This window comes from Pseudomonas sp. DTU12.3, assembly GCF_004124275.1.
GTDB lineage: Bacteria > Pseudomonadota > Gammaproteobacteria > Pseudomonadales > Pseudomonadaceae > Aquipseudomonas > Aquipseudomonas helmanticensis.
Genome location: NZ_CP027218.1, coordinates 1,819,523 through 1,842,660 on the forward strand (window position 1 = coordinate 1,819,523; position 23,138 = coordinate 1,842,660).

Here is a 23,138-nt window from a genome sequence, read left to right on the forward strand (position 1 = left end):
CCGAGTCGACTCATTTCAGGGTCCCTTCGCAACCCATCGGGGATAAATCCCCTCGCCACAAATTTTAGTAAAACATCGACCGCGATTCTTCCAGATCCACGCACAGCGCTCTGTTCTCCGGATCAATCCCCAACTTCCTGAACGCCGGCACGCTCAACGGATCAATCCGCGCAAATGGATGGTCGGTGCCCTTGTGGCAATACAGGCTCGCCACTTGCACCAGATCGACGTAATCGATCTGCAGCGAATCGCGTTTGAAGTCCTGATACAACCCCGGCAATTCCACCAGACGCTCCGGAAATTCCCAGACCCGCAGCAGCTTGTCGCCCAGCAACGGATGAATGTGGTCGATCACATGGTTGAGACTGACCGGGTCGGAAAGCAATTCGTAGTGATCTTCGGCGTAGGTCAGGATCGGCAGTACGCCGATCTGGTGCACCAGCCCACCGAGCGCTGCCTGATCCGGTTTGAGTTGGGTGTAGCGGCGGCACAGGGCATAACTGACCCCGGCGATTTCCAGGCTCATGCGCCAGACTTCGCGCATCTTCTGTTCGACTACTTCGGAGCTGGCGTGGAAAATCTGCTCCATCACCAGGCCAATCGCCAGGTTGCTGCTGTAGTTGATCCCCAGTCGCGTGATGGCAGTGTGCAGGTCGGTGACTTCCTGTGCGGCGCGCAGCAACGGGCTGTTGACCACTTTGATCAGGCGCGCCGATAACGCCGTGTCCCGGCCGATGACTTTGCTCAGGTCGCTGACGCTGATTTCCGGATCTTCGGCGGCCTTGCGTATTTGCAGGGCCACTTCCGGCAACGTTGGCAGAACCAGGTCATCGTTATCGATGGCCTCAACCAAATCCTGTTGGACCTTTTCCGCCAGTTCGCTCATTTAAACTCTCTAGGGTGTTGCGACAAATGCTGCGATCAGCGCTGGATTTCGCGGTCGCGATCCAGTTCGTACGGCAGGTCGAGCAGGTGCAGCGCCGGGCCTTCGAGGGTGCCCAGGTGTAAATCACCGGCTTCGGCAGCTTCGGCTTGCAGCACCGCCAGGAGTTCAATGTTTTGTCCGGCCTTGGCGGCCAGCACCACTTCGCCGATCGAACTGTTGTGGCTTGGCGCGAACAACTGTGTGCCAGGCTCCGGCAAGTCGGCAGCGTCCAGGCTGAGGCGATACAGGCGGCGCTTGAGTTTGCCGAGGTATTGCATGCGCGCGACGATTTCCTGGCCGGTGTAGCAGCCTTTCTTGAAACTCACGCCGCCCACGGCTTGCAGGTTGAGCATCTGCGGGATGAACAGCTCGCGAGTGCTCGGCATGACCTGACCGATACCGGCGCGAATCTGGCCCAGCAGCCATTGGTTCAGCTCGCCTTCCGGCAATGTTGCCGCCAGTTTGGCTTTGATCGCCTGAGCCTGATCGGCAGGCACCCAGAGTTCGGCGCGGTCTGGCGAAACACGAATGGCGATCAGATTGTCGTTACGCACGACACCATCGGTTTCTGCCGGCAGCTCGAGACCCAGGCCGGTCAGAGCGTTATCGCCATGTGCCAAGCCAAAGCGCACCCAGGCGGCGCTTTCATCGGTGAGTTTCGATTTGGAGAACACTGCGTACTTTTTCAGATCCGTCAGTTGCGGCTCGAGCAACTCGCTGGCCATCGCCAGGACCACGCCGTCACCTTCCAGCAGAATGCGGAAACTCGACTGCATCCGGCCTTTCTGCGTGCAACGGGCACCAAGGCTGGCGCGAGTGTCGCTCAGGTAATTGAGGTTGCAGGTCAACTGGCCTTGCAGGAATTTTCCGGCATCCGCGCCGCGAACCGCGAGAACGCCTTCATGAGACAGGGTGCAGAAAAAAGCAGAATCGGCCATGGGTCATCGCAGGGTAAATAGACTGGGGCACATCATAAGGGCGCGTTGTTGAAATGGGTAGTTGATAAAGGATCGATGGTGCCCGACCAAAGCCGACTGTGCGACCCGTCTCGGGGCTGTATACTTGCCGGCAAATTTGAGGAGGGCCCCATGGTCGAACAAGTTGAACTGAACCGCCTGTTTTGGCACAGCCGTCGCGGCATGCTTGAGCTTGACGTGTTGCTGGTGCCATTCGTGAAGGAGGTTTACGCGACTCTGAACCAGGTGGATCGCGATCTGTATGTCCGTTTGCTGACATGCGAGGATCAGGACATGTTCGGTTGGTTCATGGAGCGCAACGAGTCAGAAGACCCGGAACTGCAGCGCATGGTCCGGATGATCCTGGATCGTGTCCAGCCCAAGTAATTCGTTCGAATGCCGCTGGCATGCCTCTCGGCAGTTGCTGGCGGCGTATCTGTTGGCCCAGGCGTTCGCTCTGGGTGTGGTGTTTCTCCTGTCGATTCCACTCTGGGCCAGTCTGCTCGCGGCGTTCGGCTGTGTGCTGCATGGCTTTTGGGTGTTGCCACGGCAGATTCTGCTGACGCATCCGCATGCATTTTGTGGATTGCGTCGGGATGCCGATGGCTGGCAATTGTGGAATCAGGCGAAGGGCTGGCAAGCGGTGCAACTGCGCCCGGACAGCCTGGCGCTGCCGCTGATTGTGGTGCTGCGCTTTCGTTTGCGCGGGGAATGGCGGGTCAGATCGATCTGCGTGCCGCGAGACTCGCAGGTCGCCGATGTGCATCGACGCCTGCGAGTACGGCTCAAGTTCAGCCGGCGTAGGTGGGCGGCACCAGAATAGTGTCGAGCGCTTCGGGCAGCATGTCCGGATAGTCGAGGGTGTAATGCAGGCCGCGACTTTCCTTGCGTTCCATGGCTGAGCTGATCATCAGTTCGGCGACCTGGGCGAGGTTGCGCAGCTCGATCAGGTCACGGCTGACTTTATAGTTGCTGTAGAACTCATCGATCTCATCGAGTAGCAGGCGCACGCGGTGCTGCGCCCGTTGCAGACGTTTGTTGGTGCGCACGATGCCGACGTAGTCCCACATGAACCGGCGCAGCTCATCCCAGTTGTGCGCGATGATCACGTCTTCATCGGAGTCGGTGACCTGGCTGGCGTCCCATACGGGCAGGGCGCTTGGCGCATCGACATCGCCCAACTGCGCGAGAATGTCCGCCGCCGCCGAACGGGCGTAAACGAAGCACTCCAGCAGCGAGTTGCTGGCCATGCGGTTGGCGCCATGCAGACCGGTGAAGCTGGTCTCGCCGATTGCATACAGTCCAGGCACGTCGGTGCGGCCGTTTTGGTCGACCATCACACCGCCACAGGTGTAATGCGCGGCGGGGACGACCGGGATCGGCTGTTTGGTGATGTCGATGCCGAAACCGAGGCAGCGCTCATAAACAGTAGGGAAGTGCGTCTTGATGAAATCTTCGGGTTTGTGGCTGATGTCGAGATAGACGCAGTCGACACCCAGGCGCTTCATTTCATGGTCGATGGCCCGGGCAACGATATCGCGCGGCGCCAGTTCGGCGCGTTTGTCGAAGCGATACATGAAGCGTTCACCGTTTGGTAGCTTCAAGTGTGCGCCTTCGCCGCGCAGCGCTTCAGTGATAAGGAAGCTTTTGGCCTGCGGGTGATACAGGCAGGTCGGGTGGAACTGGTTGAATTCCAGGTTCGCTACCCGGCAGCCCGAGCGCCAGGCCATGGCAATGCCATCACCGCAGGCGCCATCGGGGTTGCTGGTATAGAGGTAGACCTTGGCGGCGCCACCCGACGCCAGAATCACGAAGCGCGCGCCGTAGGTGTCGACTTCGCCGGTCTTGCGGTTCAGCACGTAGGCGCCGAGACAGCGGTCGCCTTCCATGCCCAAGCGGCGTTCGGTAATCAGATCGACGGCGACGCGCTGCTCAAGCAACTCGATGTTCGAGCGTTCTTTGGCTTGGGCCAGCAAGGTTTTGAAGATCGCCGCCCCAGTGGCATCGGCCGCGTGGATGATGCGTCGATGGCTGTGACCGCCTTCTCGGGTCAGGTGAAACTCGAATCCGCCGTCTTCGGTGCCGGATTGTTCGTCGCGGGTGAACGGTACGCCTTGATCGATCAGCCACTGAATGGCTTCGCGGCTGTGCTCGACGGTGAAGCGCACGGCGTCTTCATGGCACAGTCCGCCGCCGGCATTGAGGGTGTCATCGACGTGGGATTCGACAGTATCGGTGTCGTCGAGAACGGCAGCGACGCCACCCTGGGCCCAGAAAGTGGAACCGTTGGCGAGATCGCCTTTGCTCAATACGGCAATGCGCAAATAACCCGGCAGGGTCAGCGCGAGACTTAAACCGGCAGCACCGCTGCCAATGACCAGAACATCATGTTGGAATTGTTGGCTCATTACAGGATTCCGCTCAAAGCGACCCGGGTCGGGGGTGGCGCAATTCGCCTGGATCGGCGAGTCAAGTCAGCCACACAGCCCACTAGTATATAGAGGGGTGGGGCGGCACAATAGCCGGCCACATATGGCATTGTGAAACTACTGTGACGGAAAAAACCGTGTGCTTCGTCGGATGTTTTTTTCGCCTGTTTCGGGAAAAGACCACTGTATCGCCGCTGAAACACCGTTTTTCTGCACAGGGTCGCCCAATGTCGGTGGGGTGCGGCTATAAATATTTGGAACTTTTGCCAAAGGCCCAAGATCAATAGTCGGTGCCAGAAATAAGGGACGTGTCGGCTTCAGTGCGGAATCTGCGATTGGATTCCTGCCGGCGAAACCGATGACAAGATTATTCGCGCAGCCGGTTTATCCCGTGCTGCGTTTTTCGTGCGTGCCAAATCAGAGCGCGCAGGAAACTTGCCTGGAGGGGGAGAACTTTTGCGAAAAGCCCGAGTCTATGTTTGCAAGTCTGGTCGTTTAGTTATGCAAGTCTCCTTCGGGCTTATCGAGGAGTGTTCATGCTAACCCAGGAAGAGGATCAGCAGCTGGTCGAACGCGTTCAGCGTGGCGACAAGCGAGCGTTCGATCTGCTGGTGCTGAAATATCAGCACAAAATTCTCGGGTTGATCGTGCGTTTTGTGCACGACACCCATGAAGCCCAGGACGTGGCTCAGGAAGCCTTTATCAAGGCGTATCGAGCACTTGGAAACTTTCGCGGCGACAGTGCGTTTTATACGTGGCTGTACCGTATTGCCATTAACACGGCAAAGAATTACCTGGTTTCACGCGGCCGTCGGCCGCCGGATAGCGATGTAAGTTCCGAAGATGCAGAGTTCTACGACGGCGATCACGGCCTCAAGGATCTCGAATCACCAGAACGTGCACTGCTGCGGGATGAGATCGAAGGCACCGTCCATCGAACCATTCAGCAACTGCCAGAGGATTTGCGTACGGCGTTAACTTTACGTGAATTCGATGGTCTGAGTTACGAGGACATTGCGAGCGTCATGCAGTGTCCGGTGGGTACCGTGCGCTCCCGGATTTTCCGCGCCCGGGAGGCCATCGATAAAGCCCTGCAGCCGTTGTTGCAGGAAAACTGAGACAGCGGCGACAGCCAAGAGAGGAACGCCATGAGTCGTGAAGCCCTGCAGGAATCGCTGTCCGCAGTGATGGATAACGAAGCGGACGAACTGGAATTGCGTCGAGTGATCAATGCACTTGATGACGTAGAAACCCGTGAGACCTGGGCTCGTTACCAGATCGCTCGGGCAGCCATGCACAAGGATTTGCTGCTGCCACGTCTGGATATCGCTGCGGCAGTGTCTGCTGCGCTGGAAGACGAAATAGCACCGGCGAAAGTATCGCGCAGCCCATGGCGTAGCCTCGGCCGCCTGGCTGTTGCAGCCTCGGTGACTGTTGCCGTTCTGGCCGGTGTTCGCCTGTACAACCAGGACGAAATCGCTGGTGTCGAACTGGCACAGCAATCCAATCAGCCAACCCTGGCCACTCCACAGGTCAAAGGTCCGGCTGTTCTGGCAGGCTATAGTGAGAGTTCGGAAGCTACTGGCCCTATGGCCAACGGCGTGCTGCAAGGTCAACCAGGCTGGCACGATCAGCGTCTGCCAGGCTACTTGCGTCAGCACGCTCAACAGGCTGCACTGAAAGGTACTGAAAGCGCGCTGCCTTACGCACGTGCTGCAAGCCTGGAAAACCGTTAAGGAGGATCATGCGCGCCATACCTCTACTTTCGCTTCTGCTGAGTGGCTGGTTCATTGTTCCAGCCCACGCCGATGAGGCTCAGGACTGGTTGACCCGCCTGGGCCAGGCCGAGCAGCAGCAAAGCTTTCACGGCACTTTCGTTTACGAGCGTAACGGTAGTTTTTCTACCCACAACATCTGGCACCGCGTCCAGAATGGCCAGGTCCGCGAGCGTTTACTCCAGCTCGACGGTTCGGCACAGGAAGTCGTGCGCATTGATGGGCATACTCAATGCGTCAGCGGCACCCTGATAGCCGGGCTGGGGGATTCTCCCAACTCTGCCGCTCGTCCTCTCGATCCGCTAAAGCTGAAAAATTGGTATGACCTTGCCGTCATTGGCAAGTCGCGCGTGGCCGGACGCGATGCGGTGATCGTATCGCTGACCCCTCGTGACCAGCATCGATACGGTTTCGAACTGCATCTGGACAAACAGACCGGCCTGCCCCTGAAGTCATTGCTGTTGAATGACAAAGGGCAGTTGCTTGAACGTTTCCAGTTCACCAGTCTGGACACCGATGACGTCCCGTCGGACAAGGATCTTCTGGCTGACACCGACTGCAAGCCCGTTACGCTCGATAGCGACAAGGCTTCAGCCGTGAAGACTGCGCAGGTCTGGCATTCGGACTGGCTGCCGCCGGGTTTCGAATTGACCAGCAGCACCTCGCACAAAGATCCGGAAACCAAGACGCAGGTCAACAGCCTGATGTACGACGATGGTTTGGCGCGTTTCTCGGTCTTCCTTGAGCCGTTGAACGGTGCAACTGTTACCGATACGCGCACTCAACTGGGTCCGACGGTTGCCGTTTCGCGTCGCTTGACCACGCCGCAAGGTGAAATGATGGTTACGGTGGTGGGTGAGATTCCGATCGGCACCGCCGAAAGAATTGCCTTGTCCATGCGTAACAATGACGGCACTGCAACCAGCAAGCAGTGAGCTGATTTCAGTCATTTCCACCTCTTATACGAGACGTAGATGAAATGTTTGCTGAGCATTTTCATTTGCAAATACCCCGAAAATTTTTTATAGGTCAGAGCTTCACGGCTCTGGCCTTGTTTGTTGTTGCCGGAACAAAAATGCCGGTCGGTGGTTTCCGGTGTTCCTTGCTCCATATCGCTTAACCCTGCTCGTCGTAACGGGAGCTGTATGTCGATACCTAGCTTGAAGTCTTATCTCTCCATTTTCGCCACCGTGCTGGTGCTGGGCCAGGCAGTCCCTGCTGCGCAAGCAGCCGATCTGCCTGATTTCACCCAACTGGTCGAACAAGCCTCGCCTGCGGTAGTGAACATCAGTACCACGCAGAAGCTGCCGGATCGCAAGGTGAACCAGCAGATGCCTGATCTGGAAGGCTTGCCGCCCATGCTGCGCGAGTTCTTCGAGCGCGGCATGCCTCAGCAGCGTTCGCCGCGCGGTGATCGTCAGCGTGAAGCACAGTCGCTGGGTTCTGGCTTCATCATTTCCCCGGACGGTTACATCCTCACCAACAACCATGTGATTGCCGATGCTGACGAAATCCTCGTTCGCCTCGCTGATCGCAGTGAAATGAAAGCCAAGCTGGTCGGCACCGATCCACGTTCCGACGTGGCCTTGCTGAAAATCGAAGGCAAGGATCTGCCGGTGCTCAAGCTCGGCAAATCCCAGGATCTGAAAGCCGGCCAGTGGGTCGTCGCGATCGGTTCGCCATTCGGCTTTGACCACACGGTGACACAAGGTATCGTCAGCGCCGTCGGTCGCAGCCTGCCGAACGAAAACTATGTGCCGTTCATCCAGACCGACGTGCCGATCAACCCGGGTAACTCCGGTGGCCCGCTGTTCAACCTGAACGGTGAAGTAGTCGGCATCAACTCGCAGATTTACACCCGCTCCGGTGGCTTCATGGGCGTGTCGTTCGCCATTCCGATCGACGTGGCGATGGATGTTTCCAATCAACTGAAGAGCGGTGGCAAAGTCAGCCGTGGCTGGTTGGGCGTCGTCATCCAGGAAGTGAACAAGGATCTCGCCGAGTCGTTTGGTCTGGATAAACCGGCCGGTGCACTGGTTGCGCAGATTCAGGATGACGGCCCGGCTGCAAAGGGTGGGCTGCAAGTCGGCGACGTGATTCTCAGCATGAACGGTCAGCCGATCGTCATGTCTGCCGACCTGCCACATCTGGTCGGTGCATTGAAGGCTGGCGCCAAAGCCAATCTGGAAGTGATTCGTGAAGGTAAGCGCAAAAACGTCGAACTGACGGTTGGCGCCATCCCGGATGAAGACAAGGAGCTGGATGCCCTGCCGAAGACCGGCGCTGAAAGCACCAGCAATCGCCTCGGTGTTTCGGTTGGCGAACTGACCGCCGAGCAGAAGAAAACCTACGACCTCAAAGGTGGTGTGGTGATCAAGGAAGTGCAGGATGGCCCTGCCGCCCTGATCGGCCTGCAGCCAGGTGATGTGATCACGCACCTGAACAACCAGGCCATCGGCTCTACCAAAGAGTTCGGTGAAATCGCCAAGGCGCTGCCGAAGAACCGTTCGGTGTCGATGCGGGTTCTGCGTCAAGGTCGCGCCAGCTTCATTACCTTCAAACTGGCTGAGTAATCCAGCGGTAAGTTAAAAAAGAAACCGCCTCGAAAGAGGCGGTTTTTTTGTGCCTGAAGCTTTTGTCTTGCGCTGATGGACTCAGCCCATCATGTCCTTGATCATGCGCTCCTGTTCCATCAGCTCACGTTGACGGGCATCGATCCGCGAGGACAGCGGGAAGTTGTTGCCGGCCTTGCGCTTGGCGAAGTCCAGTTGCTGGATCGCCTGACGATAATCACCTACCAGCGCAAAGTATTCGGCGCGGGCCTGATGCAGACCGATGATATTGCCCGACAGGCCGCGAGTCTCGGCCACCTGATACCAGACGTCCGGATCATCCGGGCGCGACTTGAGCAGGCCTTCCAGCGCCTTCTCGGCATCCGCCGCACGATTCTCTTTCAGCAGCAGATCGACACGAACCTGATTCAGCGGGTAGTTGCCCGGATATTGCGTGAGCATCCGGTCAACCCGCGACTGTGCGTCGGGCAAGCGATTGTTGGTGATGTCCAGATCGACTTGCGCGAGGTTGTAGATGATCTCGTTCGGCGACTTCGCCAGCAGTTGTTTCAAGTTTTCGCGCGCTTCATTCAATTGGCCGCCCTTGATTTGCGCGATGGCCAGGCCATAACGCGCAACATCGCTTTGCGGGTTCTCATCCAGCTGCGCGCGGAAGCGTTTGGCGCCCAGGCCCGGAGTTTCTTCGTAGATCAACTGCACGCGCGCGCGAATCAACTGATAGCGCATGGTGTCTTCGATGCCGCCCGGTTTGGCCTGTTCGGCGCGGTTACGGGTGTCGGCGATACGCGACTCGGTTACCGGGTGAGTCAGCAGGAATTCCGGCGGTTTGGCGTCGAAGCGATATTGGCGCATCAGACGCTCGAACATGGTCGGCATCGAGCGCGGATCGTATCCGGCCTTTTCCAGATTGAGGATGCCGATGCGATCGGCTTCCTGTTCGTTCTGCCGGGAGAAAGTCCGTTGCGACTGAATCGCCGCCGCTTGCGTACCGGCAATGGTCGCGATCCCGGCTTCACCGCCGCCGGCCGCCGCAATGACGATGCCGGCCAGCAGTGCGGCCATCATCGGCACCTGCATGCGCTGCGAGGCTTCGACGCCACGGGCGAAGTGGCGTTGCGACAAGTGAGCCAATTCGTGCGCCAGTACCGACGCGTACTCGCCTTCGGTCTGCGCATTGAGGAACAGGCCGCCGTTGACCCCGACAACGCCACCAGGCGCTGCGAAAGCGTTGAGCTGCGGACTGTTGATCAGAATGAATTCGAGGCGGCGGTCGGTGACCTGGCTGGTCTCCACCAGCTTGTAAACGCTGGACTCGACGTAGTCCTTGAGCTGCGGATCGTTGAGCTGTGAAACCTGACTGCGCAGCATGGCCAGCCAGGCGCGACCGAGCTGATATTCCTGTTGCGGCGAGACGATGGCAGAACTGGCGTCGCCAAGTGACGGCAGATCGTCGGCAAAGCCCGGTGAGGCGAGCAGGCAAGCGAGCGTCAGCAGGGTAGGGCGCAGAAAAGTCATGCACAAAGCCTTAGAAGACAAAGACCTTACTGTAGCCGGACACCGGGCCTGCGACCAGATATTCTAGGCAGCTCGACGACCACAACCGGAGTGACGCAATGACTGACGCTGTAGCCCATGATGTTGAACTGGACGCCAGTGGCCTCAATTGCCCGTTGCCGTTGCTCAAGGCAAAAATGGAACTGAACAAGTTGGCCAGTGGTGCGGTGCTCAAGGTGATCGCCACCGATGCCGGTTCGCAGCGCGACTTCCGCACCTTTGCCAAATTGGCCGGTCATACGCTGCTGCGCGAAGAAGACGAAGCAGGCATTTACCGCTATTGGTTGAAAAAAGCCTGATACCGCCAGCGTAAAAGACCTAAGGAATATTGATGTTCAAAGTGTTACGCGACTGGATTCAGCGCTACTTCTCCGATGAAGAAGCCGTGGTGCTGGCGGTGCTGTTGTTTCTCGCTTTTACCGCCGTGCTCACCCTCGGTGGCATGCTCGCGCCAGTGTTGGCGGGAATGGTGCTGGCGTATCTGATGCAAGGGCTGGTCGTCACCCTCGAACGCCTGCGCGTCCCCGGCGCCGCCGCAGTGGGACTGGTATTTGCGTTGTTCATGGGCGTGCTGATGGTATTCATTGTCGTGGTCGTGCCGTTGCTCTGGCACCAGTTGATCACGCTGTTCAACGAACTGCCGGGCATGCTCGCCAAGTGGCAATCGCTGCTGCTGTTGCTGCCGGAGCGCTATCCGCATCTGGTCTCCGACGAGCAGGTGCTGCAAGCCATCGAAGTGGCGCGCGGCGAGATCGGCAAGTTCGGCCAGTGGGCGCTGACGTTTTCGCTGTCGAGTCTGCCGCTGCTGGTGAACATCATGATCTATCTGGTGCTGGTGCCGATCCTGGTGTTTTTCTTCCTCAAGGATCGCGCCATGATCGGCGAGTGGGTGCGTGGTTATCTGCCGCGTGAGCGGGCACTGATCACCCGGGTCGCGCAGGAAATGAACCGGCAGATCGCCAACTACATTCGCGGCAAGGTTATCGAGATCGTGATTTGTGGCGGTGTGACCTACATCGCTTTCGTTGCGCTCGGACTCAACTACGCGGCGCTGCTGGCGTTGTTGGTCGGCGTGTCGGTGGTGGTGCCGTACGTTGGCGCCGTGGTGGTGACCGTGCCGGTGTTGCTGATTGCGCTGTTCCAGTGGGGCTGGAGCGATCAGTTCATTTATCTGATGGCGGTCTACGGGATCATTCAGACACTGGATGGCAACGTGCTGGTGCCATTGCTGTTCTCGGAGGCGGTCAACCTGCACCCGGTGGCAATCATCTGTGCGGTGCTGTTGTTTGGCGGCTTGTGGGGATTCTGGGGAGTGTTCTTTGCGATCCCGCTGGCGACGCTGTTCAAGGCAGTATTGGATGCTTGGCCGCGTAAGGAACCGGAAGTGGCGCCGCTACTTTGAAAGCAAAGATCGCAGCCTTCGGCAGCTCCTACAAGGGTCGTGTTACCGCGAAATATGCGATCGGACATCGAATCTTGTAGGAGCTGCCGCAGGCTGCGATCTTTTGATCTCAGGCCTTGTTCAAATCCTGAGCAGCAGCCAAAACCGCATCAACATGCCCAGGCACCTTCACGCCACGCCATTCCTGGCGTAGCACACCGTCTTTATCGATCAGGAAAGTGCTGCGATCAACGCCCAGGTATTCCTTGCCGTAAAGTTTCTTAAGCTTGATCACGTCGAACAGCTGGCAGACAGCCTCGTCCTTGTCGCTGATCAGCTCGAACGGAAATGCCTGCTTGCCCTTGAAGTTCTCGTGGGACTTCACGCTGTCGCGCGAAATGCCGAAAATTTCCGTGTTGGCAGCCTGAAATGCTGCGTATTGATCACGAAAGCCCTGGCCTTCTGTGGTGCAGCCCGGGGTGCTGTCCTTCGGATAGAAGTAAATCACCACTTGCTTGCCTTTCAGGGCAGACAGGCTGACGGTCTGCCCGCTGGTGGCAGGTGCTTCGAAATCCGCAACCGGTTGGTCGATGACGACGGCCATGAAAGCTTCCTTACATTGGGTTTTGTGGGCGCCAAGGCTCGATCAGTGCGTCCAGGTTCATCGCATCGGCGAAGTCGAGGAACTGATCGCGCAGCCAGCTGATCTGGGTGCCGGCCGGCAGGGTCACGGTGAACGTGGCGTTGAGCATGGTGCCGCCGGTCTGTGGCGCCTGATACGTGTCGCACGTCAGGTTTTCCAGTTCGACATTGTGATCCATGAAGAACTGGCACAGCTCATTGATGATGTCCGGGCGATACGCGGAACTGACGTAAGCCACGTACGGCAGGGCCTGTGGACGATTTTCCAGCGCGGCGCTGCGCACCACGTTAACGGTGAACGCGTGCTTTTTGGCGAGCCCCGACAGGCTGCCTTCCAGGCGGGCGAGGGCGTCCCAGCTGCCGGTGATCTCAAGGATCAGCGCGCTGCACTCGCCGTGGCGGGTCAGGCGTGACGTGACTACGGCGCAGCGATTTTCATGGCTGGCGCGGCACAGGACGTTGGTCAGCTCCATGGGGTTGGCGCCGAGGGCACTGATGACAAGGAATTGTTCGCGGACTGTGGGGGTGGACATGCAGCATTCCTAAAGCGATGAGCGGTCGGTAGGTTAACGGGCGTTGGTCGCCGGGAGTGCCTGTGATGACCCGATCTGGCTGTCCTTTCAGAAAACTCCGGCAAGCTCGCGGCTCGCTCCACTATAGCGGGAGCGCGTCGATGCGACGCAGGAACGGGGTCTGGGAGGCCGTAAAGGGAGGCTGGAACCCGGCGTACAAGCTGATCAATACCGATCAAAGTCTGAAGGGTAGCGAAAAGCGGCGCCAAGGGGAATGGCGGCAGCGCAGTACTTCGCTTGTGCAAGCATCTTGGCGCCAGTACCATTACCGCTCTCTTTTTCCGGCAGGAGCGGTTTCATGATTGCGGGCAGTATGGTGGCACTGGTCACTCCCATGGATGCACAAGGGCGTCTTGACTGGGACAGCCTCAGCAAACTCGTGGACTTCCATCTCAAGAACGGCACCCATGCCATTGTCGCGGTCGGTACTACCGGCGAGTCGGCAACCCTTGATGTTGAAGAACACATCGCCGTCATCAAAGCCGTGGTCAAACAGGTTGCCGGGCGTATTCCGGTCATCGCCGGCACTGGCGCCAACTCGACCCGCGAAGCCGTCGAGCTGACCCGCAACGCCAAGGAAGCCGGTGCCGATGCCTGCCTGCTGGTCGTTCCGTACTACAACAAGCCGACCCAGGAAGGCTTGTACCAGCACTTCAAGTTCATCGCTGAAGCGGTCGACATTCCACAGATTCTCTACAACGTTCCTGGCCGCACGTCTTGCGACATGCAGGCCGAGACCGTGATTCGCCTGTCCACCGTGCCGAACATCATCGGTATCAAGGAAGCCACTGGCGACCTGAAGCGCGCCAAGGCGATCATTGATGGTGTGAGCAAGGACTTCATCGTGCTGTCCGGCGATGATCCGACCGCCGTCGAGCTCATCCTGCTGGGTGGCAAAGGCAATATCTCTGTTACCGCCAACGTCGCTCCGCGCGAAATGGCCGACCTGTGCGAGGCCGCGCTCAAGGGCGACGCCGACACCGCACGGGCAATCAACGAAAAACTGATGCCGCTGCACAAAGACCTGTTCATCGAAGCCAATCCGATTCCGGTGAAATGGGCTTTGGTTGAAATGGGCCTGATGCACGAAGGCATCCGCCTGCCGCTGACCTGGCTGAGCACACCTTGTCATGAAACGTTGCGCTCGGCCCTGCGCCAGTGCAGCGTCCTGGTTTAATTGAGGAAGTACAACGCATGAAGCGAATGGCCGGACTTTCCGCACTTGCCTTGATTATCTCCAGCACCAGTGGCTGCGGATGGGTCTGGGGCCCGGAAGGTTATTTCCGTGACCGTGGTAGCGATTACCTGGAAGCGCAACAGACTGCACCGATGCAACTGCCACCGGATGTCAGCACTTCCAAGCGTCTGGATCCGCTGCTGCCGATCCCGCGCAACGTTGCTGATGACACCGCCAAGGGCGAGTACGTGGTTCCACGTCCTCAGCCGTTGGCGGCGATCGCCGATGCCACCGACTACTCGCTGCAGAAGAGCGGCGATTCGCGTTGGGTCATGGCCCAGCATCCACCGGCCGAAGTCTGGCCAGTGGCGGTGCAGTTCTTCCAGGACAACGGTTTCCGTCTGGATGAACAGCGTCCGCAAACCGGCGAATTCACTACCACCTGGCAGCATTCCGATGAGTTGTCCGCGTCGATGGCCAAGCGCCTGAGCGCGGCCGGCATCGCCAGCGACAGCGAAACCCGCGTCCGTGTCCGCATCGAGCCAGGCGTGCAGCGCAACACCAGTGAAATCTACGTGGTCAGCGCCGAGCGTCCTGCCGGCAGCACTGCCGATGTCGATTTCACCAACCGTTCGGTAAACACTGGCCTGGACGCAGCCCTGGTCGACGACATGCTCGCGAGCATGAGCCGGATCTCCGAGAAGGGCGGTTCGGTGTCGATGCTGGCCTCGCGTGATTTCGATACGCCGAGCCGTGTCAGCCTCAGCGAAGACGGCAGCGGCAACCCGGTGTTGAACGTCGGTACCGATCTGGACCGTGCCTGGTCGAGTGTTGGCCGTGCGCTGGAGCAAGGCGAATGGCGCGTTGAAGACATCAACCGCAGCCTCGGCCTGTACTACATCAACCTGGCCGAAAAAGCCGAGAAGAAAGACGACAAGCCTGGTTTCTTCAGCAGCCTGTTCGGCAGCGCGCCGACCAAGGAAGAAGTTGAGTCCCGTGCCGAGCGTTATCAGGTTCGCCTGAGCAAGGTTGGCGAGAATATTCAGGTGACCGTCGAGAAAAACATCAACACCGTTGCGCCGGCTGAAGTGGCGCGCAAAGTGCTGAGCGTGATTCAGGACAACCTGGGCTGATCAACCATGCGTTTTGCCGTTCTCGGCAGCGGTAGCCAAGGGAACGGCACGCTGATCGCCAGTGCTGATACGTATGTGCTGGTGGATTGTGGTTTTTCCCTGCGGGAAACCGAAAAACGCCTGTTGCGCCTGGGTGTGAACCCGGCGCAACTGAGCGCGATACTCGTAACCCACGAACATGCCGACCACGTGCATGGCGTGGGTTTGCTGTCTCGGCGCTACAATCTACCGGTCTACCTCAGTCGCGGCACACTGCGCGGGATGCGCAAACCGATTGAACCCGCAGGCTTTCTGGCCGGCGGCGAGCAACTGCAGATCGGTGCACTGAACATCGGGGTCATTGCCGTGGCCCATGATGCACAGGAACCGACCCAATATGTTTTCAGTGATCACGAGCAGCGGCGCTTCGGCCTGCTGACCGACCTGGGTTCCTATTGCGAGCGGGTGCTGGACGGTTATCGGGATCTCGATGCATTGATGATCGAGTCCAACCATTGTCGCGACATGCTGGCCCGTGGTCATTACCCGTACTTTCTCAAGCAGCGGGTGGGCGGCGAGCTGGGACATTTGAACAACCATCAGGCGGCATTCCTGGTGTCCGAGTTGGGTTGGCAGGGTTTGCAACACCTGGTCCTGGCCCATCTGAGCAGCAAGAACAACATGCCGCAGCTGGCCCGGCAATGTTTCGTCGACACCCTCGGGTGCGACCCGGACTGGCTGCAACTGGCCGATCAAGATTCAGGGCTCGACTGGCGCCACATCGCCTAGCCCACCTACTTAGCAAGCGGAGCCCATCATGGAAAAACGTGAAGAACTCTACCGCGGCAAAGCCAAATCGGTTTACAAGACCGACGACGCTGACCGCTTGATCCTGCTGTTTCGCAACGACACTTCGGCGTTCGACGGCAAGCGCATCGAGCAGCTCGACCGCAAAGGCATGGTCAACAACAAGTTCAACGCCTTCATCATGCAGAAACTCGAAGCGGCCGGCATTCCGACCCAATTCGACAAACTGCTGGCCGACAACGAAGTTCTGGTGAAGAAGCTCGACATGATCCCGGTCGAGTGCGTTGTGCGTAACTACGCTGCCGGTAGCCTGGTCAAGCGTCTGGGCGTCGAAGAAGGCCTGAAGCTCAACCCTTACACCTTCGAACTGTTCCTCAAGGACGACGCCAAGGGCGACCCGTTCATCAACGAATCCCACGTCGTGGCATTCGGTTGGGGCACCGCCGAGCAACTGGTTCGCATGAAAGAACTGTCGCTCAAGGTCAACGAAGTCCTGACCAAGCTGTTCGACGACGCCGGCCTGCTGCTGGTCGACTTCAAGCTTGAGTTCGGCGTGTTCAGCGACGGCTCCATCGTCCTCGGTGACGAGTTCAGCCCGGACGGCTGCCGTCTGTGGGACAAGGACACCAAGAAGAAAATGGACAAGGACCGCTTCCGCCAGGGCCTCGGTGACGTCATCGAAGCCTACGAAGAAGTCGCCAATCGCCTGGGCGTACCGCTTTAATCGACGCAAGCATCTGATAGCACGAAGAAATTTTCGAAAGAGGGTTTGCTTTCGGTAAAAGTGTTGTTATGATGCGCGCCGTTGGAGAGATGCCAGAGTGGCCGAATGGGACGGATTCGAAATCCGTTGTACCTTCACCGGTACCTAGGGTTCGAATCCCTATCTCTCCGCCATTACATAGAAAAAGCCCCGTAGCTGAGAAGCTACGGGGCTTTTTCGTTTGCGTTGAAATAAAAGGTCGAAGAGGCAGCTTTCTTGCGCTCGATCCAGGGGCAGAATTATTCGGTTTCACAGATTGAAACCATTTGGTTCGGCGTTCGCTGGGTGGGGGTTCTACATGGGTGTTAGATTCTTCGCTGTGGAGAGGAGAGTTTAATGACACCGCAGGAGCACGAAATATCTGAACGGGCATTAGCATTTGCAAAGGTAAATCGAACGCGCATTGCCCGTGATTTGGCTTGTTTAAACAGATATCCCCGCGACGAGGATCCTGTTTCAGTATTTATGGCTGGCTCTCCTGGTGCTGGAAAAACCGAAGTTTCCAAGTCCTTTATCAAATTGATGGAGGCTCAAGGCACGAGTGCGTTGCGTATCGATCCAGACGACTTCAGGGATTTTTTTCCCGAGTATAGCGGGAGCAATTCAAGTCTTTTTCAAAGATCCGTGACGACAATTGTTGAACGCACCATTGATCTGGTTCATCAGCAAAGACAGTCGTTTTTGCTGGATGGAACACTGGCAAATTTCAATGTTGCGCGCAGAAATATTCAGCGCTCTTTAAATAAAAAAAACAGATCAGCGCAGATTATTTATGTGTACCAGAGGCCTGAGCTGGCTTGGGAGTTTGTTCTCGCACGAGAAGAGACCGAAGGACGGAACATTCCTTGTCACGAGTTCGTGCGTCAGTTCTACGCGTCGAAGGCTTCGGTGTGTGAGTTGAAGCGGGAGTGGGGGCAAGCGCTACAAGTGGACGTCATTATCAAAGATACGGATGGAGGGGACGCAGATTTTGGTATCGACCTTTCAGCCGAGGAAATTGACCGCATGGTTACCCAACCCTATGATCAAAGCGAGCTCGAGCGTATTTTGAACGGAGTAGCCTAATGAAAGGCAATAGTGACGCAGCCAAAGAAACGGCTAAATCTACCCCGATGTCGGATTTTTTCCGAAATGCGTCGGTTGAGGAAAAACGAGAGGCTTACCGGATTGTGGCAAACGAAGCCATTGAAATGCAGAAGGCGGTGATTGAGTCTGCGAAGAAGCTTCGGTCAGAGTCCTGTAAGTGAATTCTCGATATTTTTCCGCTTAAAAACCCAACGTTGTTGCTGGGTTCGGTTACAGAAATCTAAATGCATGTGCCATGCCTGAAATCTCGATCCTGACTGGTACAAGCCAAAGCCCCACAGGCCTGAACCCGTGGGGCTTTTTCATTTGCGCAAGGCTACATCACCCCGCGCCCCAGCCATTCACGGCTGCGAGTGGCCCAACTTGCGTTTGATCAATTCATACACATCCTTATGCGTCGAGTTATGCAGCGACTTGTCCATGCACGCGGTTGTCAGGAAGGTTTTCACTTCGTCCTTGGCATGCGGGTAGAGGCCGGCGACATAGTCAGCTTCGTGTTCTTGCGTGCAGTTGAAGTGTTTGTCGTCTTTCGCTTTGTCTCTAGCCATTTCTGCGGCTCCTTTTGAGTTCGAGTGATGTGGCGAAACAGGGCTGAATCGCCCCATACGTCGATGAGCGTAGGAGCGCAGAGATGGCTCGCCAGTCGTTCGGGCAAAAAAGGAAGTGGCTGTAGGACGCAGCCCTGCATTGGCTCGTGCGATTAAATTTCCCTCACCGGGGTGTCGCCCTGCACGGCTTTGATCAGCTCGATCACATGAATGCAGTCGGCCTTGTTCACGTATGACTCGCCACTGGCGATGGTCTCGTGATTGCCCGCGCGCAGCCTCCAGCGCCATTGCCCTTTGCCAGTGCTCGGGATGCCTCTGGATTGCCTGTAAATCTCGAAATACATTCAGTTCGCTCCATGCGATTTATGTGTGCGACATCCTGTGTGACGCATCGACGCAAGCCTAGCGCAGGCGGGTATTTTGGCTATCGGACATTTGTTTCCAATCGTTGGTGAATGTTTCTGGAGGCCACGGGCTAGAGCGCAGCAATCGGCCTCTGGATTGGCCAATATGACGCCGCCTGACCCTTGCAACGCCGACGACGCTACTGCTTAATACGGGACGGCTCATGGCATCGAAAATCGTTCGATGACCGACTAACACTATAAAAAGAGCACTCCCTTGACCGAGCACGGAACGCAACAGGTTGCGCGGGTAACGTTATCGCTGGTGATCCCTGTTTTTAACGAAGAGGACAGCCTCGACACGTTTCTGCTGCGCATCGGCGAAGTCTTTCAGCCACAAGCGTTGATCGACCTTGAGCTGGTATTCGTCAACGACGGCAGCACTGATGCCACGCTTGAACGCCTGCTCGAGCGTCAACAGCAAGACTCGCGTGTGCGGATCGTCGACCTGAGCCGTAATTTCGGTAAGGAAGCGGCGTTGTCTGCAGGCTTGCAGATTGCCACCGGGCAGATCGTCGTACCGATCGATGCTGATTTGCAGGATCCGCCCGAAGTCATCCTGCAAATGATCGAGCGCTGGCGAGAAGGCTTTGAAGTGGTGCTCGGCCACCGCATCAGCCGGCGCAGCGATACCTGGGCCAAACAAACATCGGCCCACTGGTTCTATCGCCTGCACAACAAGATCGCAGAACAGCCATTGCCCGAAAACGTCGGCGATTTCCGCCTGATGGATCGCTGCGTGGTCGATGCCTTGCTGACCTTGCCCGAATCCCGCCGATTCATGAAAGGCCTGTTTGCCTGGGTCGGCTTTCGTACCACTCACGTCGATTACGAGCGCCCCGAGCGCGCGGCCGGGCAGAGTAAATTCAACGGCTGGCGGCTGTGGAACTTCGCCCTCGAAGGCATTACCAGCTTCAGCACCGAACCGTTGCGAGTCTGGACGTACGTCGGCGCGCTGGTGTCGCTGGTGTCTTTTGCCTTCGCGATTTTCATTGTCGTGCGCACGTTGGTCTCGGGCATCGATTTGCCCGGTTATGCCTCTTTGATGGTTGCCGTGACGTTTCTCGGAGGTTTGCAATTGATCGGCATTGGCGTGCTCGGTGAATACCTCGGCCGTACCTACATTGAGGCGAAGCGCCGACCGGTTTTTCTGGTGCGCCGTGTCTACGACTCGAAGGACTGAAACATGGATCTCAAGGAAACCGACATCCTCGGCGACAGCATCAACGAGCATTGGTATTACTGCTCCAAAGCGGCGGCAACCACGCGTTTGCTGGGTGATGCGCCGATCAGACGAATCCTCGACGTGGGCGCCGGTTCCGGATTTTTCTCGCATCATCTGCTGACGCATACCGCCGCGCAGGAGGCATGGTGCGTCGACATCAGCTATCCCGCCGACTCGAGCGCGACGACTGCCGGCAAACCGGTGCACTACCGCCGCGGGATTGAAAACCTCGACGCCGACCTGGTGTTGCTGATGGACGTGCTGGAGCACGTTGACGATGACCTCGGCCTGCTCAGGATGTACGTCGATAAAGTGCCTTCCGGCAGCCGTTTTCTGATGACGGTGCCGGCGTTCCAGTTCCTCTGGAGCGGCCATGACGATTTCCTTGAACACAAGCGTCGCTACACCCTGGCGCAGTTCGAAACGCTGGCGCGCGATGCCGGCCTGACCGTGCAGCGCGGTGCCTATTATTTCGGCGCGGTGTTCCCGATTGCGGCGGCATTACGGTTGTTGCCGCAAGGCCCGCAGGCCTCAGCGCCGCGCTCGCAGCTCAAGCGTCATCACCCGCTGGTAAACGGCGTACTGAAAACCCTGTGCAGCCTTGAACTGCCGCTGATGGGCATGAATCGTCTGGCCGGTTTGAGCGTTTTCGTGTTGGCGCAAAAACCGTGACCTCAGGCGAAAAATCAGCGCTGATCCAGCGCGGTTTACGCTTTGCCGTGACCGGTGTGTTTGTCACGGCTCTGCATGCGCTGGTCGCGGTGTTGTTCATCAACTTCATCAGCCCGCAGCCGCCCTTGGCCAACGGTGTTGCGTTTGCCGTGGCGACGGTTGTTTCCTACGTGATCAATACCACCTGGAGTTTTTCCGCCCGACTGCGTGGCAGAACGTTGCTGCGCTTTCTGCTGGTCTCGGTGGGCGGATTCCTGTTGGCGATGTTCGTTGCCTGGGCTGCGCAGATGGCCGGGTTGCATTATTTGTCGGGAATCGTCGCGGTGGCGCTGACCATTCCGGCATTCACTTTTGTACTGCACAACTTCTGGACGTATCGATGAAGGATTCCACAAAACGCCTGGCTGTCACTCTGTTGCCGTTGATGATCGGCGTATTGGCTTTCTTTATTGTCGTCGGCCCTCGGGCGCTTGATCCGCAGAACATTGTCTGGCTGGGGCAGGGCGATCCGGCAACACACTATCTGGGATGGGCATTTTTCCGTCAGGCGCCGTGGACGTTTCCGCTCGGCCTGAACCCGACGTACGGACTCGAGTTGAGCAACGGCCTGATCTTTTCCGACTCCAATCCGCTGCTGGCATTGTTGTTCAAGCCATTTGCTGCATGGCTTCCGCAGACATTTCAGTATTTCGGAATCTGGTTTCTCGCCTGTTTTGTCCTGCAAGCATGGTTCGCCTGGAAACTGGTCGGGCTGGTCACCTCCTGTGTCACTTTGCGGGCATTGGGTTGTGCACTTTTTCTGTTTGCTCCGCCGATGATCATCCGCATGCCGACCCATTTGTCGCTGGCCGGACACTTTCTGATTCTGGCCGCCTTGTACCTGGCCTTGCGCCCGGTGGACCCGCGGCGACGTCTGGCCTGGGGGATTTTGCTGGCGTGCACCGCGCTGATTCATGCGTATTTTCTGGCCATGGTCGCGCTGCTCTGGCTGGCCGATCTGCTCGCGCGGTATTTCAAAGCGCGGCTGACCTTGCGTGATGTCGCAATCGAACTGGTTCTGCTGTTTGCCTTGGTGAGTTTTTGCTGCTGGCAGGCGGGGTATTTTTCCGTCAACGGCTCCGATGCGGTTTCCGACGGATTTGGCTTGTACCGAGCCAATGTGCTGACACTGTTCAGTCCCAATCACTGGTCATACCTTCTCAAGGATCTGCCTGGTGGTCTGGGTGATACGGAAGGTTTCAGTTATCTCGGACTGGGCCTGTTATTGCTGGCCGTCTGTGGGCTGGTCGGGTGGCTGCAAGGGCAGACCGGGTTGGCGCAGTCGCTGCGTCGGCACTGGCTTGTGCTGATCGCGCTGGCCGGGCTGACGGTGTTTGCGGTGTCCAACAACATTGCCGTTGCAGGGGCGAATTTCACCTATCCGTTACCGGACAGGATAATCGCCATCGCCAATATTTTCCGGGCCTCGGGACGCATGTTCTGGCCGGTGTATTACGCGTTCATTCTGTTGATCATTTACCTGGTTGTTCGCGCCAATAAACCGCGTGTGGCAACCGTGCTGATGGCGCTGGCGCTGGCCGTTCAAGTTGCGGATACGCACAGCGGCTGGTCGTTGGTGCGCAAGCAGTTGATGGTCGCGCCAAGCACGCAATGGAAGACGCCCTTTGTCGACCCGTTCTGGAAAAATGCCGCCGAGCATTATCAGAAAGTCCGCTGGATCCTTCCGCAGAACCTGTCGCCGGAGTGGATGAATGTCGCCGCATTCGCCGCAACGCATGGGCTGCCGACCGACGCTGTCTATCTGGGACGGATGGGCAAGGACCAGTGGGAGGTGGCTGATCAGCACAGCCGCACGATGTTGGCTTCGGGTCAATATGACGCGGATTCGTTGTACCTGCTCAGTGATCGGGCACTGCTGCAGGCAGTTTCGACCGTCAATACCGAAACGGATCTGTTCACCCGTATCGATGGATTCCGGGTGCTGGCGCCGGGCTGGAAAAAGTGTCGTGAATGCGTGCAGGTGCCCGTCGATCAGACGCCACAACAGCTGGTGCCTGAGTTCGTCTCCGGAGCAAAAGCGCAGTTCAGCTATGGTGCTGCTGGTAAGGACTATCTCGCGCGCGGCTGGTCGGATGCCGAAACCTGGGGCGTCTGGTCCAGCGGTGCCGAAGCGGAAATGGTCATGCGAGTGAACGATTCGGCCCGCACCCTGCATCTTCAGGCCACTGCGTTCCTTGCCCCGGGGCATATGCGCCAACGCGTGGTGATCAAACTCAATGGCATCGAAGCACTGGCGACCACGCTGGACCAGCCGGAAGGCAACAGTCTCCAATTGCAGCTCACTCCGGCTATCCGCCAACGCATCACGCAAGAGGGTTTGCTGCGGGTGCAACTGCAGTTCGCCGATGCGATCAGTCCTGAGCAGTTGGGCGTCGGCCAGGATCGCCGACAACTCGCCATAGGCCTGAAGGCAATGTCGATCAACTGAGCCGCGTCCGCATAGACGTTGTCGGCGGACCTTTCTACACTGCCCTTCA

The 23,138-nt window shown here is 57.9% G+C and carries 26 protein-coding genes and 1 tRNA gene; 19 read left to right on the forward strand and 8 right to left on the reverse strand.

Annotation, left to right across the window (positions count from 1 at the left end; all coding sequences use genetic code 11):
• Window positions 1-64: 64 nt before the first annotated feature.
• Both C2E19_RS08330 and C2E19_RS08335 read right to left on the reverse strand, forming a co-directional pair.
• Window positions 65-886 (reverse strand): HDOD domain-containing protein, encoded by an 822-nt coding sequence (locus tag C2E19_RS08330; protein WP_129390406.1) that lies wholly within the window; start codon window positions 884-886, stop codon window positions 65-67.
• A gap of 35 nt (window positions 887-921) precedes the next feature.
• A complete protein-coding gene (locus C2E19_RS08335) occupies window positions 922-1,863 on the reverse strand; it encodes a folate-binding protein YgfZ (protein ID WP_129390409.1) in 942 nt (313 codons plus the stop codon).
• A gap of 150 nt (window positions 1,864-2,013) precedes the next feature.
• Between C2E19_RS08335 and C2E19_RS08340 the strand changes: the two genes are divergently transcribed.
• A complete protein-coding gene (locus C2E19_RS08340) occupies window positions 2,014-2,268 on the forward strand; it encodes a succinate dehydrogenase assembly factor 2 (RefSeq protein ID WP_129390412.1) in 255 nt (84 codons plus the stop codon).
• A complete protein-coding gene (locus C2E19_RS08345; protein ID WP_129390415.1) occupies window positions 2,252-2,704 on the forward strand; it encodes a protein YgfX in 453 nt (150 codons plus the stop codon). Before C2E19_RS08340 ends, C2E19_RS08345 begins: the two co-directional genes overlap by 17 nt.
• Here the strand turns inward: C2E19_RS08345 and nadB are convergent.
• Window positions 2,673-4,289 (reverse strand): L-aspartate oxidase, encoded by a 1,617-nt coding sequence (nadB, locus tag C2E19_RS08350; protein WP_129390418.1) that lies wholly within the window; start codon window positions 4,287-4,289, stop codon window positions 2,673-2,675. The two genes, C2E19_RS08345 and nadB, sit on opposite strands and share 32 nt — an antisense overlap.
• A gap of 557 nt (window positions 4,290-4,846) precedes the next feature.
• On the opposite strand from nadB, the gene rpoE reads away from it, so the two are divergent.
• From rpoE to C2E19_RS08370, 4 genes are all read left to right on the forward strand, one after another.
• On the forward strand, window positions 4,847-5,428 hold the full coding sequence (rpoE, locus tag C2E19_RS08355; protein WP_003172477.1) for an RNA polymerase sigma factor RpoE: 582 nt from the start codon (window positions 4,847-4,849) through the stop codon (window positions 5,426-5,428).
• Between the two features lie 30 nt (window positions 5,429-5,458).
• Entirely contained in the window at window positions 5,459-6,046 is a 588-nt protein-coding gene (locus C2E19_RS08360; RefSeq protein WP_129390421.1) for a sigma-E factor negative regulatory protein, read from the forward strand.
• Window positions 6,047-6,054: 8 nt separating this feature from the next.
• On the forward strand, window positions 6,055-7,020 hold the full coding sequence (locus tag C2E19_RS08365) for a MucB/RseB C-terminal domain-containing protein (protein WP_129390424.1): 966 nt from the start codon (window positions 6,055-6,057) through the stop codon (window positions 7,018-7,020).
• A 210-nt stretch (window positions 7,021-7,230) separates the two neighbouring features.
• Window positions 7,231-8,658: a DegQ family serine endoprotease gene (locus tag C2E19_RS08370; RefSeq protein ID WP_129390427.1), complete on the forward strand. Its 1,428-nt coding sequence runs from the start codon at window positions 7,231-7,233 to the stop codon at window positions 8,656-8,658.
• Window positions 8,659-8,739: 81 nt separating this feature from the next.
• On the opposite strand, the gene C2E19_RS08375 is transcribed toward C2E19_RS08370, so the two are convergent.
• Window positions 8,740-10,173, reverse strand: a complete 1,434-nt coding sequence (locus C2E19_RS08375; RefSeq protein ID WP_129390430.1) for a M48 family metalloprotease — start codon at window positions 10,171-10,173, stop codon at window positions 8,740-8,742.
• A 98-nt stretch (window positions 10,174-10,271) separates the two neighbouring features.
• On the opposite strand from C2E19_RS08375, the gene C2E19_RS08380 reads away from it, so the two are divergent.
• Both C2E19_RS08380 and C2E19_RS08385 read left to right on the forward strand, forming a co-directional pair.
• Window positions 10,272-10,511, forward strand: coding sequence for a sulfurtransferase TusA family protein (locus tag C2E19_RS08380; protein WP_129390433.1), 240 nt, complete (start codon window positions 10,272-10,274; stop codon window positions 10,509-10,511).
• 32 nt (window positions 10,512-10,543) lie between these two features.
• Window positions 10,544-11,614 carry an AI-2E family transporter gene (locus C2E19_RS08385; RefSeq protein WP_129390436.1) on the forward strand — a complete coding sequence of 357 codons (1,071 nt, stop codon included), beginning with the start codon at window positions 10,544-10,546 and terminating at the stop codon, window positions 11,612-11,614.
• Between the two features lie 109 nt (window positions 11,615-11,723).
• Here the strand turns inward: C2E19_RS08385 and C2E19_RS08390 are convergent, their stop codons facing one another.
• Window positions 11,724-12,197, reverse strand: coding sequence for a peroxiredoxin (locus C2E19_RS08390; RefSeq protein ID WP_129390439.1), 474 nt, complete (start codon window positions 12,195-12,197; stop codon window positions 11,724-11,726).
• A 10-nt stretch (window positions 12,198-12,207) separates the two neighbouring features.
• Window positions 12,208-12,768, reverse strand: a complete 561-nt coding sequence (locus C2E19_RS08395; protein WP_129390441.1) for a glycine cleavage system protein R — start codon at window positions 12,766-12,768, stop codon at window positions 12,208-12,210.
• Window positions 12,769-13,105: 337 nt separating this feature from the next.
• On the opposite strand from C2E19_RS08395, the gene dapA reads away from it, so the two are divergent.
• From dapA to C2E19_RS08435, 7 genes are all read left to right on the forward strand, one after another.
• Window positions 13,106-13,984: a 4-hydroxy-tetrahydrodipicolinate synthase gene (gene dapA / locus C2E19_RS08405; protein ID WP_129390447.1), complete on the forward strand. Its 879-nt coding sequence runs from the start codon at window positions 13,106-13,108 to the stop codon at window positions 13,982-13,984.
• A 17-nt stretch (window positions 13,985-14,001) separates the two neighbouring features.
• On the forward strand, window positions 14,002-15,117 hold the full coding sequence (gene bamC, locus C2E19_RS08410) for an outer membrane protein assembly factor BamC (protein WP_129390451.1): 1,116 nt from the start codon (window positions 14,002-14,004) through the stop codon (window positions 15,115-15,117).
• Window positions 15,118-15,123: 6 nt separating this feature from the next.
• Window positions 15,124-15,885, forward strand: a complete 762-nt coding sequence (locus tag C2E19_RS08415) for an MBL fold metallo-hydrolase (protein WP_129390454.1) — start codon at window positions 15,124-15,126, stop codon at window positions 15,883-15,885.
• Window positions 15,886-15,913: 28 nt separating this feature from the next.
• Window positions 15,914-16,627, forward strand: coding sequence for a phosphoribosylaminoimidazolesuccinocarboxamide synthase (gene purC, locus C2E19_RS08420; protein WP_008077821.1), 714 nt, complete (start codon window positions 15,914-15,916; stop codon window positions 16,625-16,627).
• Between the two features lie 83 nt (window positions 16,628-16,710).
• A tRNA-Ser gene (locus tag C2E19_RS08425) sits at window positions 16,711-16,800 on the forward strand.
• A gap of 202 nt (window positions 16,801-17,002) precedes the next feature.
• Window positions 17,003-17,731 (forward strand): zeta toxin family protein, encoded by a 729-nt coding sequence (locus tag C2E19_RS08430; RefSeq protein ID WP_129390457.1) that lies wholly within the window; start codon window positions 17,003-17,005, stop codon window positions 17,729-17,731.
• A complete protein-coding gene (locus C2E19_RS08435) occupies window positions 17,731-17,913 on the forward strand; it encodes a hypothetical protein (RefSeq protein WP_129390460.1) in 183 nt (60 codons plus the stop codon). Before C2E19_RS08430 ends, C2E19_RS08435 begins: the two co-directional genes overlap by 1 nt.
• Before the next feature lie 180 nt (window positions 17,914-18,093).
• Here the strand turns inward: C2E19_RS08435 and C2E19_RS08440 are convergent, their stop codons facing one another.
• A complete protein-coding gene (locus C2E19_RS08440) occupies window positions 18,094-18,300 on the reverse strand; it encodes a hypothetical protein (protein WP_129390463.1) in 207 nt (68 codons plus the stop codon).
• A 152-nt stretch (window positions 18,301-18,452) separates the two neighbouring features.
• Complete coding sequence (locus tag C2E19_RS08445; protein WP_129390466.1) at window positions 18,453-18,644, reverse strand: DUF1508 domain-containing protein; 192 nt, start codon at window positions 18,642-18,644, stop codon at window positions 18,453-18,455.
• 277 nt (window positions 18,645-18,921) lie between these two features.
• On the opposite strand from C2E19_RS08445, the gene C2E19_RS08450 reads away from it, so the two are divergent.
• Genes C2E19_RS08450 through C2E19_RS08465 form a run of 4 tightly spaced genes read left to right on the forward strand, consistent with a single transcriptional unit; the run spans window position 18,922 to window position 23,089 of the window.
• Window positions 18,922-19,887, forward strand: coding sequence for a glycosyltransferase family 2 protein (locus C2E19_RS08450; RefSeq protein ID WP_129390469.1), 966 nt, complete (start codon window positions 18,922-18,924; stop codon window positions 19,885-19,887).
• Window positions 19,888-19,890: 3 nt separating this feature from the next.
• Window positions 19,891-20,601, forward strand: coding sequence for a bifunctional 2-polyprenyl-6-hydroxyphenol methylase/3-demethylubiquinol 3-O-methyltransferase UbiG (locus C2E19_RS08455; protein ID WP_129390472.1), 711 nt, complete (start codon window positions 19,891-19,893; stop codon window positions 20,599-20,601).
• Window positions 20,598-20,984 (forward strand): GtrA family protein, encoded by a 387-nt coding sequence (locus C2E19_RS08460; RefSeq protein WP_129390476.1) that lies wholly within the window; start codon window positions 20,598-20,600, stop codon window positions 20,982-20,984. The genes C2E19_RS08455 and C2E19_RS08460 overlap by 4 nt, the downstream gene beginning before the upstream one ends.
• Window positions 20,981-23,089 (forward strand): DUF6311 domain-containing protein, encoded by a 2,109-nt coding sequence (locus C2E19_RS08465; RefSeq protein ID WP_129390479.1) that lies wholly within the window; start codon window positions 20,981-20,983, stop codon window positions 23,087-23,089. The genes C2E19_RS08460 and C2E19_RS08465 overlap by 4 nt, the downstream gene beginning before the upstream one ends.
• The last annotated feature ends 49 nt before the right edge of the window (window positions 23,090-23,138 follow it).

Bases quoted from the DNA above. Each gene is read 5' to 3' on its own strand.
- C2E19_RS08445 (WP_129390466.1), bottom strand. From the start codon at position 18,644: ATGTATTTCGAGATTTACAGGCAATCCAGAGGCATCCCGAGCACTGGC.
- C2E19_RS08435 (WP_129390460.1), top strand. From the start codon at position 17,731: ATGAAAGGCAATAGTGACGCAGCCAAAGAAACGGCTAAATCTACCCCG.
- bamC (WP_129390451.1), top strand. From the start codon at position 14,002: ATGAAGCGAATGGCCGGACTTTCCGCACTTGCCTTGATTATCTCCAGC.
- C2E19_RS08360 (WP_129390421.1), top strand. From the start codon at position 5,459: ATGAGTCGTGAAGCCCTGCAGGAATCGCTGTCCGCAGTGATGGATAAC.
- C2E19_RS08380 (WP_129390433.1), top strand. From the start codon at position 10,272: ATGACTGACGCTGTAGCCCATGATGTTGAACTGGACGCCAGTGGCCTC.
- nadB (WP_129390418.1), bottom strand. From the start codon at position 4,289: ATGAGCCAACAATTCCAACATGATGTTCTGGTCATTGGCAGCGGTGCT.
- dapA (WP_129390447.1), top strand. From the start codon at position 13,106: ATGATTGCGGGCAGTATGGTGGCACTGGTCACTCCCATGGATGCACAA.
- C2E19_RS08375 (WP_129390430.1), bottom strand. From the start codon at position 10,173: ATGACTTTTCTGCGCCCTACCCTGCTGACGCTCGCTTGCCTGCTCGCC.
- C2E19_RS08395 (WP_129390441.1), bottom strand. From the start codon at position 12,768: ATGTCCACCCCCACAGTCCGCGAACAATTCCTTGTCATCAGTGCCCTC.
- C2E19_RS08440 (WP_129390463.1), bottom strand. From the start codon at position 18,300: ATGGCTAGAGACAAAGCGAAAGACGACAAACACTTCAACTGCACGCAA.
- C2E19_RS08330 (WP_129390406.1), bottom strand. From the start codon at position 886: ATGAGCGAACTGGCGGAAAAGGTCCAACAGGATTTGGTTGAGGCCATC.
- purC (WP_008077821.1), top strand. From the start codon at position 15,914: ATGGAAAAACGTGAAGAACTCTACCGCGGCAAAGCCAAATCGGTTTAC.
- C2E19_RS08385 (WP_129390436.1), top strand. From the start codon at position 10,544: ATGTTCAAAGTGTTACGCGACTGGATTCAGCGCTACTTCTCCGATGAA.
- C2E19_RS08390 (WP_129390439.1), bottom strand. From the start codon at position 12,197: ATGGCCGTCGTCATCGACCAACCGGTTGCGGATTTCGAAGCACCTGCC.
- C2E19_RS08465 (WP_129390479.1), top strand. From the start codon at position 20,981: ATGAAGGATTCCACAAAACGCCTGGCTGTCACTCTGTTGCCGTTGATG.
- C2E19_RS08335 (WP_129390409.1), bottom strand. From the start codon at position 1,863: ATGGCCGATTCTGCTTTTTTCTGCACCCTGTCTCATGAAGGCGTTCTC.
- C2E19_RS08340 (WP_129390412.1), top strand. From the start codon at position 2,014: ATGGTCGAACAAGTTGAACTGAACCGCCTGTTTTGGCACAGCCGTCGC.
- C2E19_RS08365 (WP_129390424.1), top strand. From the start codon at position 6,055: ATGCGCGCCATACCTCTACTTTCGCTTCTGCTGAGTGGCTGGTTCATT.
- rpoE (WP_003172477.1), top strand. From the start codon at position 4,847: ATGCTAACCCAGGAAGAGGATCAGCAGCTGGTCGAACGCGTTCAGCGT.
- C2E19_RS08415 (WP_129390454.1), top strand. From the start codon at position 15,124: ATGCGTTTTGCCGTTCTCGGCAGCGGTAGCCAAGGGAACGGCACGCTG.
- C2E19_RS08455 (WP_129390472.1), top strand. From the start codon at position 19,891: ATGGATCTCAAGGAAACCGACATCCTCGGCGACAGCATCAACGAGCAT.
- C2E19_RS08430 (WP_129390457.1), top strand. From the start codon at position 17,003: ATGACACCGCAGGAGCACGAAATATCTGAACGGGCATTAGCATTTGCA.
- C2E19_RS08370 (WP_129390427.1), top strand. From the start codon at position 7,231: ATGTCGATACCTAGCTTGAAGTCTTATCTCTCCATTTTCGCCACCGTG.